This is a genomic window from Streptomyces sp. NPDC097617 (assembly GCF_044761485.1).
Taxonomy (GTDB): Bacteria; Actinomycetota; Actinomycetes; order Streptomycetales; family Streptomycetaceae; genus Streptomyces.
This window is the reverse complement of sequence record NZ_JBIWCL010000015.1, coordinates 53,647-68,064: the sequence shown is the minus strand read 5'-3', so window position 1 is coordinate 68,064 and position 14,418 is coordinate 53,647. Positions and strand designations below refer to the sequence as shown.

Genomic DNA, 14,418 nt, shown 5'->3' with positions numbered 1-14,418 from the left:
GGACTTGTATCGGAGCGGCAGCTCCGTTCTCCCCGGATGCCCGAAGGCGAGGAAGGCGACCAGGTTTGTGCAGTGCGGTGACTTCACCCGATAGCCAGAAACCTAGGTTCCATCGCTCGGCCACACCGCAGGACGAGAATCACTCGTGTCGTCATCAATTCGTGACGATCGGCGGGCTGGTGGCGTTGCCTGGCGCGCGCCACGGGGACCTATCTCCTGACTGGCCCCGAGTCTGGAGCCCCGGCGGTCGGGGGGCGTTGGGTGCCGGCCAGAGCGAAAGGCAGCCTCCGGCGGGTCCTCCTCGGAGGGGGTGGGGGCTGGTTGGTCGGGTGCGGGAGCGTTGTGGTGCGGGTGAAGGCGGGGTTCCCTCCTCGGCCGGACACCCCAAGGGGCGTACCAGGAACCCGGACACGGCGTCCAGGCCGAGCCGCTACGCGGTCGCTACGCGAGCCAGGACACCGCGCCCGGAACCCTGGTACGGCGGAGCTGTCCGACCGAGGAGGGAACCCCGCCCAGGCCCGTTGTGGCCGGGCCCGGCCGGGCGGGTGCGGGCCGTGGGGTGCGAGAAAAGGCCAGGTCAGGGTTATGTATCAGGGTTGACCCTACCCCTAGAACATGGTTTAATTAGTGATGTCGGAAGGGGAGGGCAACCCCCGACCGGCACGCGGCGGGCCGACCGGCCGCCGACAACCTCTCACCAGGAGAACGAACGATGAACACGCCTCTCACCGTCGCAGAGCTGGCCCACCCGATCGCTCTCGGCCTCGGCGGGAACTGGCGACCGCAGCCCGCGCGCCACGGCGTCCAGGAGCTGAACCACGCCGCCACCTTCACCCACCTGGACGGCCGACAGCTTCACCTCTCCGAGCGGTTCGATGACCCCGGCCACCTGCACATCCGAGGCGCATTCCCCGCCACCGACTACCCGTTCCGCAGGGGCGAGCGCGACACCGTCCGAGTCGCCATGACCGAGGACCCGGCAGGCATCGCGGCCCAGATCGCCGCCGACCTCATCCCCGCCCACCGTGATGTTCACGAGCGGGTGACCGAGCACAACCGCGCGCAGGCCGAGACGCGGCGGGATGTCGAGGAGGGCGCGCGCGATCTCTCCGCCCGCCTCCCCGGAGCCCGGACCCGGGTTGATGGCACATCTGCGTTCGTTTACATGAACCTTGAACCGGGAGAGGTCCATATCGGACTCGACGGCGATGCGGTGAGCCTCGTACTCAACGACGTGCCCCGGATTATCGCCGACGCCGTTGTATTCGCGGTGAGCCGCTTTCTCCCCAGCGTCCAGACGCCCGAAGACGAGTACGGCGAATGCGTCGACGGATACGCCCTCTAATTCCCCAAGTTTCAGGGCGGCGCGCCTCCGCAGCGCGCCGCCCCGGGCAGAAAGGCCCTGTGATGAGCGCCGATATATTCGTCATCGAGCCGCAATGGATCGTGCAGGGCCCGCACCTCAAGTGCACCCTGAAACGCGCCCTTGCTCTCCAGGCCACACAAAATGTGTGGTCCGGTACCGAGCACATCAACAACGCCGTGGCGATGGTTTACGGCGATCAGCTCCCGGACTCCGGCCGATGGGAATTGACCCGGTCCCAACTCTGCACACTCAAAATTGCCATTGAGTGGCGCAGGGCCAAGCGCGCGGCCAGCGACAAGAAGACCGCCCCCGATATCCTCGAACACTGGACGCAAATAGAGGACGAGGTCATAGCCGCATACCGGGCCGTGAGCAAAGAAGCGGGTTTGTACTGGATTTAGGGGGTTGCCGATCCCCCTAGAACGTGGTTTAATTAGTGGTGCCGGAAGGGGGAGGGCAACCCCCCGACCGACACCGTGGGGCCAGCCGGCCCGGACGATTTCTCGCCAGGAGGACCGCGACATGCCCCGTAAGCCGAAGATGACCGACGAAGAGCGCCGAGCCTACTCCGCCAAGATGCGCGGTGAACTCGAAGCCGTCATGGATCGCGCGTACGGTTCGATGGTCGGCAGCGAAGAATTCTGGGCCGCCGTCATGCGCACGGCCGCGAACCTGACCCACCCGGACCGCGACGACCGCAGCCCCACCAACTGCATCGCCATCGCCGCCCAGTGCCCGAACGCCACCCACGTACTCAGCTCCGGAGACTGGCGGAAGGCTGGACGCTTCCCGGCCAAGGGGTCCACCTCCCTCCGTATCTGGACGCCGATCAAGCGCCGGACCGAGGATGCCCAGGAGGCCACGGCCGCAGCCGCTGACGGCGGGCAGCGAGAGGTCGCCGGTGAGGCCGCCGAGAGCCAGGGGCGCAAGGTGTCCGGCTTCAAGGCCGGGCCGGTTTTCGACATCAGCCAGACCGACGGCGACGCCTACGAGCCGCCCGCCGCCGCCCCGCTCGCCGCCGAGGTCATCCGCGATGTCCTGGTGAACCAGTACCGCGACCAGTACCACGAAGACCCCGAGCAGGCCGGAGGGTTCGACTTCACCCAGGACGCCCCCGACAACGCCGTCCGCATCCTGCTGTACGGCCACGCGTGGCGACGCATCACCGAGGCGGACGCCCCCCTTCCCGGCCAGCACGCGGCCGAAGTCGCCTCAGCCGCCCACGTCGCCGCGCTCATCCTGAACGTCGCCCCGGGCCCCGCCGTCATGCCGCCGCTCGCGGGCATCATCACCCAGGGCAAGAAGCCCCCGGTGCACGAGTCCGCCGTCCGGGCCATCGAGACCGGCCGCGCCATCGCCCGTGCCGTCACTATGGCCGCCGAGCGCCGCCGCGAACTTGCCGTGACCGGTTGACCCAGACCTAAGAACATGGTTTAATTAAGGGTATCGGAAGGGGGAGGGCAACCCCCCGACCGACAGCCCCGCCGGGGTCAACCGGCCCCGGCGGAATCTCTCACCAGATGGGACACGACATGCTCACCACCGACCAGAAGACCACCGTGCAGGACTTCCCCACCGCGACGCTCGTGATCGGCGGACCCTGGTTCCGTGGCCACCAGCTCGACACCCGCCCCGCCGTCGTCGTCGGCCCGTTCGGCGGCCCGGAGTTCGCCGACGAGGCCACCATGTCCGTGGTCTGGTTCTTCACCCTCGGCGCCCCGCAGCCGGGCGACAGCGTCCAGGCGATGTTCCCGCACGAGCTGACCCCGCTGGACGACACGCTGACCACGATGCACGGCGACACGTTCCGCGACATCGTCCGCAACCTGCGACGGGGACGGTTCGCCTACGACGACGGGGACGCGCTCAGCGCCGCCGTCCGTCAGGCATGGCGCGAGCGGACCGAACTGGCCGACGCCGACCCGGCCGCCCGGCACACGCTCCACCGCAGCTGACCAAGGCCCCGCCGGTCCGGGGGAGGGCAACACCTCCGGACCGGCGGGCCCCAGCACCCAAGGGGACACCCCTTCGGGGCGGCAGGACAGGTCCGGTGCGTTCACCGCCGCCGGCCGACTCCGCCGCCGGCCGACTCCGCCGCAGGCGGCTCCGCCGACCGACGACGGGCACCGGACCGCAGCGGACGCGCCCCGCGGGGGCGCGACAGCCCCTGTCGTCGCGCAGGCGCGACGACCCGCGAGCCGATCGTCCCTCACGGCCCGCGCCGGTGGTGCAGCGCCGCTGCCAACGCACGGTCCGCCCTGCGAACGGACCAAACTCTCACCAGGAAAAGCCAGTTCAGTGACTATCGAGATCACCCACACCCGCCGAGAAGGAACCCTGATCGAGGGCACGAGCCGTGGCGACGGATCGTCCGAGATCCTGCGACTTCGCGAGTACGGCCGGACCCAGAGCCAGCCCTTCCGCTGGAGCAGGAACCTTGACTGCTGGTACCTCCCACACAGCCGTGACCACGCCACCTACACCCCTTCGCTCGAACTCCTCGCGCAGCGACTCCGAGACGCGGGCTTCGAGGTCACGTTGACCATCGACAACGCCGACCGCCGATCGTTCTCCGACGCCGAGAAGGAGCGGGAAGAGAAGGCCGAAGGCCGAGCGGAAAGGTTCGGCGGGTACGCCGCCACCGCCGCCCGGAACTCCGAGTCCGCGCGGAGGCGGAGCCACGAGATATCCGAGCGGTTCGCCTTCGGTCAGCCAATCCTCGTCGGACACCACTCCGAGGGCCGCGCCCGCCGCGATCACGCGCGGATGGACAACGCGATGCGCAAGAGCACCGGCGAGCACGACCGCGCCGACCACTGGACCGGACGGGCACAGGCCGCCGCGAACTACGAGCGATTCAAGAAGGACCCCGGCCGCACGCTCCGCCGTCTCGACAAGCTGCGGGCCGACCTCCGCGCGGTCGAGAAATGGCAGGGCGGCGAGTCCGCGAAGGGGTTCTTCCGGAGCCCCGCGGACCCGGAGTTGGAGATCGAGCACCAGGAGTTGACGGAGGAGATTGAGCACTGGGAGGCGGTCATCAAGGACGCCGAAGCAGAGGGCTTCAAGGTCTGGTCGAAGGCTGACTTCACACGCGGGGATTTCGTGCTGTACCGAGACACCTGGTACGAGGTCCTGCGGGTCAACCCGAAGTCGGTGACGATCCCGCACATTCACAACGGCGTCGGTCAGCGCGTCGTTCGCGCGGCGGACAACCGTCACGACGGCTGGACCTGGACCGCTCCCTACGACGACGTGTCCGGGCGCAAGAGCGCCGACGAGATGCAGCAGTCGACTCGGCCCGAAGCCGCCGAGCACCAGGAGCAGCCCCAGCAGGCCCCGCCGACCAAGGAGCCGGTACCGGCGGCTGAGAGGGCCCTTACCAGTCACCCCAGCCCGTGGCACGCGAAAGCGCGCCGCTGGGCTCTCTGTCAACACGCCCCTGAAGGGAGGTCGACCCCGGCGACGGCCCCCGCCGAAAGGGCAAACTGGCAGGACGGCATGGCACTGGTGCTCATCGCCTCGAAGAACTCCCGCCGCTCCCGCAAGCGCGCCTTGTGGGCGATGACCCGCCGCGAGGCACAGGCGGTGTGCGGTGACCCCCGCACCTCCGGCCGCTCCTACATGCTCACCTGGACTGACCGGCCCGGCACCGAAGGCGCCGACTGGGAATGGGTCCCGGACAACGGCAGCCACGCCCCGGTCCTAGACGAGCTGGGCATCACTCCGCGCCGTGAATGGACCGCCGCCCCGCAGGCCCAGGCCGAGGCCGCGTAACTACGCCCCCACCCGGCCCCCCGCCGGTCGAGCACGCCGGGGGGACGGGCCCCTCTCTCACCAGAACAGGGCACCACCATGACCATGCAACTCCTCGAGCGACCCGCGACCATCACCGTCCCTGACACCGAAGCAGCCAGGCTGATCGTCCCCGCGACCGAGGCCACCACGACCATCCCGACGTATCGCGTCGGCACCCCCGACATCCAGTGCCGATACCCCGTGATCGTTGGCGAAGACCAGGTCATCGGCCGCGCCTACAGGTGGCACCGGGATTGGCTCGTCCTCACCACCGAGGGCGAACGCAACCTCCGCCGCCCGCCCAAGGGGACCCCTGGCACCGATTTGGCCGCCGCCCACCTCGCGGAGGAGTACGCCGCCGGGCGGATCGGCGCCGTCCCCTTGGACCAGGTGCTCGCCGAGACCCCCACGCCGTTGTGCGGGCCGGTGCCTCTCCTACACCCGCGGATGCCGGTCAACGATCGCAACATCGAGGGCGCGCAGATCGCGTTCGCAGGACTCCGGGACCACCACTGGCGGGCCGTGCTCACCGGGTTTCCCGGCAGCGATAACCACTGGTTCCTCAGCTGCGAATTGTGTGACTGGCAAGGCCCGAAGTTCTGGAGCCACCTGCGCGGCCGCAACGGAGAGCCGCCGAGCGCCCGCCGTCACAAGGGCGGGTGCATCGGAGAGGAAGAGGTCCGCCAGTTGATCCCCGCCTACCACTAGCAGCCGACCGAGGGGCGGCGGCAGCGCGCCGCCGCCCCCGCCTTCCCGAAGGACAGCACCGTGCCGACCCACCACACCCCCGAAAGCATCGTCATCGCCGACACTCCGGCCGCGATCCTGGAATGGGCCGCCCGCCACATCGAACACGTCGGCATCCACCAGGGCCCGCGCCTGTTTGACGGTCCCGGCCGTACGGCCACGTTGCCGTGCTGGCCGCGCGGCGCCCTCGAAGTCGCCGCCGGCCACGGGCGAGGAGCCGCCAGCCGGACGTACGACTGGGACCGCATCGACCGTGCCCGTGACTGGGCGTTTGCCATCCTCGCGGAAACCCTCACCGGTCACCCCGTCGACGCCGACGACCCCGCCGCCAAGGCCCGGCACCGCGAGGCTATCGACCGGTGGAGCGCCGAGCCCGGCCGGACCGCCGCCGACGCCGCCCGCGCGTTCCGCACCGCCGCCGCCCGCGTTGAACACTCCCTGTTCTGACACCCGCAGCCCGACAGCAGCCCGAGTCATCGAAGGCCCATGCGATGGAAGAGACGAGAGAAGACCGCAGCACCACCAGGACACCGAGCCGCCGAGGAGCCGCCACCCCCAGCCGGGACGGCGTCCACCGGCTCAGCGTCCCCCTCCACCCCCGGCTCAGCGCGACCGAGCTGATCCGCGTACTCCTCGCGGCCCCGGAGGAATCCGACCTCTCCGCCCTCGACCCCGTACAGGTCCGGTCGCTCATCGCAGACGTGCTCACCCAGCGCGGCTATGACGTGCTCGACCGGTCGCCGTACTACCCGGAGCTCGACCGCCACCAGGACGCCCGCCGCGCCGTGCGCCGCGCGTATGGGTCCCGGTTCCTCGACGCCCCCGACGAACAGGCCGTGCTCGCTGACCCGCTCCGCGAAGTGCTCGCCGCCGGAAGCAGGAAGTCGTGACCGCCGCCGTCGCCGAGCCGACTGGAGCACGGGCACGGCAGACGTACTACTGGCGGGTGCGCAACGCGCGGACGCGGCAGTCGCCCGCGAGCGCCGAGCAGGCGTGGCACATCCAGCCCGGACACCCCGGCGGCGCGTACTGCGACCTCGGCCAAGAGCTGGACCCGCCCGAACACCACACCCCGACCCTGCTCTCCCGCAGCCGGCCGACCGGCCGCCGGGGGGACGAGCAGGAGTTCTGCGGCGGGTGTCTCGCGTGCGAGTGGGAAGGCCCCACGTACTCAGGCGACGGGTTCGGGGACGGTGACAACGAGGCGGTGGAAGACGCGCACGACCACTGTTTCCCCGGCTGGCGAACGCTGCCGCCGATCACCACAGTCGAGGACCGGTGGGCCATCCCGCGGAGCCGGAGCCGCTGGGCCCAGCTCATCGCTCGGTACCCGCCGGGCTGGATCGACCAGGGCGCTCCCGTCCTGGCCTGGAGCCGGTACCGCCGTGAAGCGCACGTTCCGCCGCACGCGGGACGCCCCCGCTACGAACTCCGCGTCACCCGACCACCGAGCAGCCGGCGCCACGGCCCCGCAGACCAGGGGGCCCTCTTCTGATGACCGCCGTCCGCCGGATCAGGGCCCCATCCGCTCAACCCAAAGGTGGTTTAATTACTTCGCCATCAGCGGAGCGGGCAACCTCCGACCGGCCGTGCGTCCCACGGGGCGCCACGCACCCCAGATAACAGATGACGGCCAGCGCACAAGGGCAACAAGGCGCTGGCCGTCGGTGTCTCTCACCAGAAAGACCACACCATGCTATGTGACCGATACCCCGACTGTCCCCAGCCCGGCGACATCGCCCAGCTCAAGGGGGGTAACAGCATCGGCGCTGATCAGGCCGACACCTTCGTCATCGTCGAGGACTTCCCTCCGACCGGCCGACACCTCGTGCTCAACCGGCCCGTCGACCACCCTGGCCGCGCCGACTGGGCCGCCGCCGTCCCCCTGGCCGAAATAGCCACCCTCACCCGGCTCGAACCGGCAGGCACCCGTACGTGGACGCCGGCCCCGGACCCGGACGACATCCAGTGACCGTGCCGAGCGGGCACGACCCGACCAAGAACAGGAGGCGACCGTGTCTTCCAAGACCGGCCGCACGCTCTACTCACGCGCGGACCTACGCAAGGTCCACGGGATCAGCGAGCCGACCCTTCAAAACCTCTGGACCGACCGGGAGAACAACGGGCACCCGCCCGTCGCGGACACCATCGACGGCGTCATGCACTGGGACGGCGACGCATGGGCGACGTGGCACCACGAGCTTCAGCGGCAGCGCGCCGCCGCGAACACCACCAACCCGCCGAAGTTCGACGGCGACCCCGAAGAGATGGTGGGCCCGGCCGAGGCGGCGAAGATTTGCGGGTTTGCCGACTCCGCCACCGTCTCCCACTACGTCAAGAACCCGCCAGAGGGGTGGCCGGCACCGGACGACTGGGACGAGCTTCCGACCCGGCGCCGCCCGAAGTGGAAGCGCTGGAGGCTGTGGCAGTACCTCGCGAACCGCAAGGGTCGCGGGCACGCCGGCGGACGGCCCACCGGCCGCCGCGGACTGGCCTACCCCTACCAGGGAGACGAGCGGCTGACCCTTGCCCGGCTGGCTATCGCGGCGAACCCCGGGGCGAAGAACGCCGACCTGATCCCCGAGCTTCAGGGGCAGACGGAGAAGACCTACTCCCGCCCGACCTGGAACCTGATCCTCAAGTCCGCTCGCGAGCATCCCGAGGAGTGACCCGTGCCCGACACCCGCTGTCCGCGCTGCGGCGGCCCGCTCGGTGAACGGCCCGCCCGTTCCCGGCTGACCACCGACCGCGAGGTCTTCATCTGCACCACGTGCGGTACGGAGGAAGCCGTGCGCGAAGCGCAAGGTCAGGCGCCGGTGCCGTTCGGCGAATGGCCCCTGACCACATAGCCGTCGGCCGAGAGGCCGCACGGTGAACGCGAAGGTCCCCGCTCCGACCCGGAGCGGGGACCTTCGTCATGTCACCAGGTGCTGGCGGGTCGGGCAGGGCCCAACCAAGACCGCTCGACCCGACAGCAGGGCGACGGATCAGCGGCTACGGGCCCTCCGCCGGTCGGGAGCCCGATCCCGCTCTCCGGCCAATCGCCCGGGTGCAGAGGCGGAGTCCCACGTCCCGGCCCGAATCGGCCCTCCACGCTGGGCCCGTACGCCGGGGAATCCGAGGCCATCCAGTACGGGCCCAACACCTCAGCGAACCGGCGGGAAGCCGCCGGATTCGGGGTCTGCTCCATACGCGGACCAACGACACAGCCCCGCGTAGGTACCGCACCGACATCGGATCGTCACACCGCCTCAGCGCGTACGGCACCCCAGACCGTGCACCTCGCGCAGAGGTAACAGTCCAACAGGACAACAGGCTCCAGGAGCCTGATCCGCAGGAGCGACAAGGCCGATCCGAGTGCCCGAGGTTCCCCTCGTTGATTATGATCTTGAATTTAGAGGACCAAGGTATCGTCACTTCGTGACGATACAATCAGCCAAGACGAACGAATCTGACCGGATGAGAGCGGGGGGTGAGCGGGCCGATGGGGTGGGTGACCATGATCGGCCCCTCCGACGAGCAGGTTGAGTACCGCCTTACCGGCGGCCACGGCTGTGGGAAGTCCGTAGCGGTCGACGCCGCCCCCCTCGTCGCCGCCATCGAGGCCAAGGCCGAAGCTGCTGGTGCTCCCGTAGCCTCCCTGCTCGCCAACCGCGAGGCCAAGCGCGCCTTCTTCCGCGCCCGCGGACTCATCCGCAGTAAGGGCACCGCGAGGTTCACCGGCTTCGACGCCGTCGAAGTCGCTGCCGCAGCCGGACTCGACGCCCGGGACCTCTACGGCGAACAGACCCTTCCCCCACGGCCGACCGACGGACAGGTGGAGTACCACCTCGATGCCAGCGAACGCCCCCTGGTCTGGGTCGGAAACGGCCTCACCGAGTTCGACATCACCCCCGGCAGCGTCCTCGCCCCCGAGCGCTTCCAGGCCGCCCGACGCCTCATGCACGGCGAGGACCCCCGGACCGGGCAGACTCTCGTAGAACCCAAGCTCGCCATTGCGCCGGCCGCCAAGCTCCCCGCCGCCCCGCTGGCCCGCGCCATCCGCCGCGCCGCCGCCGAACGCAGCGTGAAGCCTGTCTCCCTGCTCGACTCCAAGCGCAAGCAGGACGCCTTTCGCAGGATGGAGAGCCAGCTCAAGCGGTTCGGGGAATCGCACCGCGTCCCAGCCTCCACGGTGCTGAAGCTCGCCGATGCTGTCGGCATCGACGCCGTCGATCTGTACGGCGAAGACACGCTGGAGAAGGCCGTGACCGCTGAGGCGGGCGGCCACCTGGACGCCCGTGCTCTGCTTCGCGCCGTCGAAGCCCGCGCCACCGAGACCGGACAACAGCCCGGCGACTTGTTCACCGCCGCGTCGATGAAGCGCCGGTACACCCAGACTGAAGGCGAAGGCGAACGCCGTCTTCGGGATCTGCCGATGGACGTACGTGAAGCCGTCGCCATGGCCAAGGCGGCGGGACTTTCGCCCGAGGACGTGTGGGACGCCGAGGAGATCAAGGCCGCTCTCCTCGAAGGCCGAGTGCAGGTCGGCAACTTCGGCGCCGACGTCACCTTGGACCTCGCGAAGTCGAAGTCCGTGTTCCTCGCCTACGCCCCGGAGGAGATCGCCGCTCAGGTCGAGGGCATCTACACCTCCGCCGGCCGCGAGTCCATCACGGCCCTCGAACGGTGGACCGCGTACGCCATGCGTGGTCACCACGGTGACGGGGACGAAGCGGAGACCGTGGAGACGAGCGGGTTCTCCGGCTGGATGATGGTGCACCGCGCCGCCCGGCCCGTTGACGGTGCCCCGTACGGCGACCCCCACTTTCACCTGCACTTCACCCTGGCCAACATGGTCAAGGGCGCCGACGGCAAGTGGTCCACCATGGCCAGCGGAGGCCGTGACCTCCACCGACACACCCGCGCGACCCAGTCCCTCATGAACGCCCGTATCCGCCGAGAGCTGACCGACAACTTCGGCATCAGCTTCCGTCGCGAGGAGCGGACCGGCGCATGGGAGATCGCAGCGATTCCCGAGGCGACGATCCGCCTGTTCAGCAAGCGCGACAGCCAGGTCCGGGATCTGCTGACGAAGCTGGGAATCGACTACGACAGCGCCACGACCCGCGAGCGTACCGCCGCCTCCACCGCATCCAAGGCCGCGAAGAACGGCGAGGCCGCCGGAGTCGGGGACGACATCCTTCGCGCCTACTGGCAGGCCGAGGGGCGTGCTGTCGGTGACGACCCCGACGCCATCGCAGCGAGCGCGATGGAGCGGGACCGAGCGGACCAGAACCCCTCTCTGGACGAGCTGTGCGCCCAGGTCTTCGACCCTAAGACCGGCCTGACCAGCCACTCCAAGGAGTTCACCCACGCCGCCGCCATCGCTGCCGTGCTGGACGCCCTCCCGTGCGGAGTGGCGAACGCGGAGGAAGCCGAACAACTCACCACCTCCGTCCTCCGTCACGCCGGATACGCGGTTCAGCTGAATCCGAAGGGCGCTCAACACTTCACGCACGCCGACCGGTACACCACGGCGGATGTCGTGGCGGCGGAAGCGCTGATCGTCTCCGAGGCAACGAACCGGCTCGGCACGCAGGCCGCCGTCATCAGCCGCGACACGGTCGACATGACCTTGTCCACCGTTGAGGCCCAGCACGGTGGCACCTTCGCGTTCTCCGACGAACAGCGCGCCGTCCTCGAACGGCTGCTCACGTCCGGGCACGGAATCGACGCAGTCGTGGGCATCGCCGGAGCGGGCAAGACCACGATCATGGATACCGCCCGGCAGGCATGGGAGGCCCACGGTCTCGTCATCGCCGGCGCGAGCACGGCCGCCGTCGCCGCCGCGAACCTGAAGGCCGAGGCAGGCATCGAGTCGCGCACCCTCGCGTCCTGGCTCACCGGCATCCGCAACGGCGGCCCCGGCCTCACCGGCGTTGACGTGCTAGTCGTGGACGAAGCCGCCATGTGCGATGACCGCGACATCGCCGAACTCCTCGCCCACGCCGCCCAGACCGGCACGAAGGTCGTCGGCATCGGTGACCCGAAGCAGCTGCACTCGCCCGGCATCGGGGGCAGCTTCGCCGCCGTCCACCACCTTGTTGGCGGCCTCACCCTTAACCAGAACTTCCGGCAGAAGGACATGGTCGAGCGCCGGGCACTGGAGCTGTGGCGCGACGACAACCGAGTGGAAGCGCTCCGTACCTTCGCCGGAACGGGCCGCGTGCACGCCCTCGCGGACAAGGACGCCACCCTTGCCGCGATGCTCACCGTCTGGGCCGACAAGCGCGCCGCGCACACCGACGACCACACCGCCGTGCGGCAGCTCCTCATGCTCGCCGCCACCAACGAAATCGTGGAGGAACTGAACGTCGGCGCCCGCGCCCTGCGGAAGGCGAGCGGCGACCTCACCGGCCCGGAACACATCTACGCCCTGCCAGGTGGCGGCGAACTGACGCTGTCCGTCGGTGACCAGGTCCTCCTTCGGGCCAACGACTATCGGGGCAAGCGGAGCCGAGGCGAGAACGAAGACGTGCTGAACGGCTACCGCGGAATCGTGCGAGCCGTGGATGCCGAGCGCCGGGTTCTGGTCGAGTGGCGCGAGAAGACCGCCGACGGACACCGCGACGTCGCCGAATGGGTCGACGCCGACTACATCGCGCAAGGCGGACTCAGCCTCGGATATGCGATCACCGGCCACAAGTCCCAGGGCCTCAGCGTCCAGGAGGCCCTGGTCTACGGCCCCGGCGCGCAGGCGAACGCGCTCTACACGATGATGAGCCGCGACAAGAAGGAGTCCCACCTCTTCCTGCCGCTGTCCGTCTATGAGTCCGACGCCGACCGTGCTCGTGGAGATGACACGCGCACCGAGCAGGAACAGCTTGACCGCGCTGTCGCGGGCCTCATCCGCGAAATCGAGAGCGGCACCGAGGAGCGCATGATCCTCACCGAACTCCCCAAGAACGCGGTCCCCGCCCACGTCCGTCAGGCCGTAGCGGATCTGCCGACCCCACGCGCTCCCGGCACCGGCGACCCCCACGAGGCGGACGACACCCAGGACGCGCTGGAGTCCGAGGACCGGCGTACTCCGGACACCACGGAGCGGCCCGCGGCGCCGGCCACACCTCCGGAACCCGCGCCGACGGCTGACCGCCCGTACGCTCATCTCAGCACCGCGGCCCTGCGCGACGCCGCGCGCAAGGCTGCCACGGCCGCGCGCGCCACCAGGACGGCGGCCGAGAAGGCGGAGGCCGGCGCCGACCGTGCCGAACAGCAGGCCGCCGCCGGAGCAGGGCCGAACGCGCTCGCGCTCAACCGTCGACACCAGGACGTTGCCGAACGTGCCGTGGCTATCCGCGAAGTCCGAGCACTGGACGGCACGATCGCGGAACGCACTGCCGGACTGCGCGGCACACAGGAACGAATCGAAGGACTCGAACAGAAGCTGACCGCCACCCGGTTCGGGCGTCCGGTGCTGCGCGGGGACCAGCGTGCTGCGGTCGAGGCAGATCGTGAGGAACTGCTTCGTACGTGCGAGGAGACCGGGCGGGAACTGGAGCAGATGAACAAACGGCTCCACGAGGCTGCCGAACTGGCCGGACCCGTCAGCGAACACGAAGCCGTGCTCACCGAAGCGGACATGCCGCAGCAGGAGAAGGCCGCGCTCCTGCGACGTGCCAAGGACAAGGACAACCAGGCAGCCAAGCAACTCCGGACCGAGGCAGCCAAGGCACGCAGCACTGCTCGCGGCGCCGACCACCGAGTGTCCGGCCTCCAGGAGGAGATGACCCTGCGAACTCAACGTGGGCGTCAGCGCGCCGACGTAGAGGAGTCCGCAGCATCGTCCGCCCCGAAGCGCGAGTACCCGTACGCCAACCGAACCGCGATGGACTTCGTACAGCCCAGTCCGGCGCCAGACAACGCACACGACGCACCGCCCGTATAGAAGGTGCCGGAGACTGCTTAGGTCGGCCCTTCCTTTCGGCCACCCACCCAGAATGGTCACATGAAGTGACGGTGCGGGTGCGCAATGTCGTCTCGTTGTGTGGGGGAGTAGCTTGCCAAGGACCTCTGACACGTGGCCGGTCTGCAGTTAGGTGACCTGGTGGCCGCCGGTTCCGTGGGAGGCGTCGAGTACGCCGAACATCCAGCCGAGGGCGATCAGGTGAGGGTCGTGCTCGGCGCTCCAGCGCGCCCGCAGCGCCCGGATCCGCTTCTTCATCGCGTCGTGGGAGAGTCCGCAGTGCTCCGCGATCTCGGCGTACGTGCCGTCCAGGGCGAGCGACCAGAGAATCTTGGTCTCGATGTTGCCGACGCCGCCGGGCGGGGGTGTTGTCGGCTCCGGCCGGGCCAGCTGCTCGGTGACGTAACACGCGTGGACCAGGGCATGACGGTGGCGTACTCCGGCCCGCCGGTTCCCGTGCGACATCTGGACCGCGACGGTGCCCTCGGACAGGCCCAGTTCGGCTGCCGCCTTGGCGGTGCTCATGCACCTGGGCGAGCGTTCCGGCGATCTTGACCTGTGC

14 protein-coding genes are annotated in these 14,418 nt (G+C 69.6%); 13 read left to right on the top strand and 1 reads right to left on the bottom strand.

What is annotated here, in order from left to right; genetic code table 11:
• Positions 1 to 712 precede the first annotated feature (712 nt).
• From ACIQZO_RS23520 to mobF, 13 genes are all read left to right on the top strand, one after another.
• On the top strand, positions 713 to 1,345 hold the full coding sequence (locus ACIQZO_RS23520; protein ID WP_403629203.1) for a hypothetical protein: 633 nt from the start codon (positions 713 to 715) through the stop codon (positions 1,343 to 1,345).
• 62 nt (positions 1,346 to 1,407) lie between these two features.
• Positions 1,408 to 1,767, top strand: coding sequence for a hypothetical protein (locus ACIQZO_RS23515; RefSeq protein WP_403629200.1), 360 nt, complete (start codon positions 1,408 to 1,410; stop codon positions 1,765 to 1,767).
• 121 nt (positions 1,768 to 1,888) lie between these two features.
• The gene (locus ACIQZO_RS23510) at positions 1,889 to 2,779 is read left to right on the top strand and encodes a hypothetical protein (protein ID WP_403629197.1); all 891 of its coding nucleotides are present in this window, start codon (positions 1,889 to 1,891) and stop codon (positions 2,777 to 2,779) included.
• A 107-nt stretch (positions 2,780 to 2,886) separates the two neighbouring features.
• Positions 2,887 to 3,321: a DUF6409 family protein gene (locus ACIQZO_RS23505; protein ID WP_403629194.1), complete on the top strand. Its 435-nt coding sequence runs from the start codon at positions 2,887 to 2,889 to the stop codon at positions 3,319 to 3,321.
• Between the two features lie 343 nt (positions 3,322 to 3,664).
• Positions 3,665 to 5,140: a DUF3560 domain-containing protein gene (locus tag ACIQZO_RS23500; protein ID WP_403629191.1), complete on the top strand. Its 1,476-nt coding sequence runs from the start codon at positions 3,665 to 3,667 to the stop codon at positions 5,138 to 5,140.
• A gap of 78 nt (positions 5,141 to 5,218) precedes the next feature.
• The gene (locus ACIQZO_RS23495; RefSeq protein WP_403629188.1) at positions 5,219 to 5,869 is read left to right on the top strand and encodes a hypothetical protein; all 651 of its coding nucleotides are present in this window, start codon (positions 5,219 to 5,221) and stop codon (positions 5,867 to 5,869) included.
• A gap of 60 nt (positions 5,870 to 5,929) precedes the next feature.
• The gene (locus ACIQZO_RS23490; protein ID WP_403629186.1) at positions 5,930 to 6,355 is read left to right on the top strand and encodes a DUF6197 family protein; all 426 of its coding nucleotides are present in this window, start codon (positions 5,930 to 5,932) and stop codon (positions 6,353 to 6,355) included.
• A gap of 44 nt (positions 6,356 to 6,399) precedes the next feature.
• The gene (locus tag ACIQZO_RS23485; RefSeq protein ID WP_403629183.1) at positions 6,400 to 6,798 is read left to right on the top strand and encodes a DUF6181 family protein; all 399 of its coding nucleotides are present in this window, start codon (positions 6,400 to 6,402) and stop codon (positions 6,796 to 6,798) included.
• On the top strand, positions 6,795 to 7,403 hold the full coding sequence (locus tag ACIQZO_RS23480) for a DUF6349 family protein (protein WP_403629181.1): 609 nt from the start codon (positions 6,795 to 6,797) through the stop codon (positions 7,401 to 7,403). The genes ACIQZO_RS23485 and ACIQZO_RS23480 overlap by 4 nt, the downstream gene beginning before the upstream one ends.
• A gap of 198 nt (positions 7,404 to 7,601) precedes the next feature.
• Positions 7,602 to 7,880 (top strand): DUF6211 family protein, encoded by a 279-nt coding sequence (locus ACIQZO_RS23475; RefSeq protein WP_403629178.1) that lies wholly within the window; start codon positions 7,602 to 7,604, stop codon positions 7,878 to 7,880.
• 43 nt (positions 7,881 to 7,923) lie between these two features.
• A complete protein-coding gene (locus ACIQZO_RS23470; protein WP_403629176.1) occupies positions 7,924 to 8,577 on the top strand; it encodes a hypothetical protein in 654 nt (217 codons plus the stop codon).
• A 3-nt stretch (positions 8,578 to 8,580) separates the two neighbouring features.
• On the top strand, positions 8,581 to 8,757 hold the full coding sequence (locus ACIQZO_RS23465) for a hypothetical protein (protein ID WP_181396643.1): 177 nt from the start codon (positions 8,581 to 8,583) through the stop codon (positions 8,755 to 8,757).
• Positions 8,758 to 9,407: 650 nt separating this feature from the next.
• Positions 9,408 to 13,838 carry a MobF family relaxase gene (mobF, locus tag ACIQZO_RS23460; RefSeq protein ID WP_403629173.1) on the top strand — a complete coding sequence of 1,477 codons (4,431 nt, stop codon included), beginning with the start codon at positions 9,408 to 9,410 and terminating at the stop codon, positions 13,836 to 13,838.
• 147 nt (positions 13,839 to 13,985) lie between these two features.
• Here mobF and ACIQZO_RS23455 read toward each other — a convergent pair whose 3' ends face one another.
• A complete protein-coding gene (locus ACIQZO_RS23455) occupies positions 13,986 to 14,381 on the bottom strand; it encodes a hypothetical protein (RefSeq protein WP_403629171.1) in 396 nt (131 codons plus the stop codon).
• Positions 14,382 to 14,418: the final 37 nt, after the last annotated feature.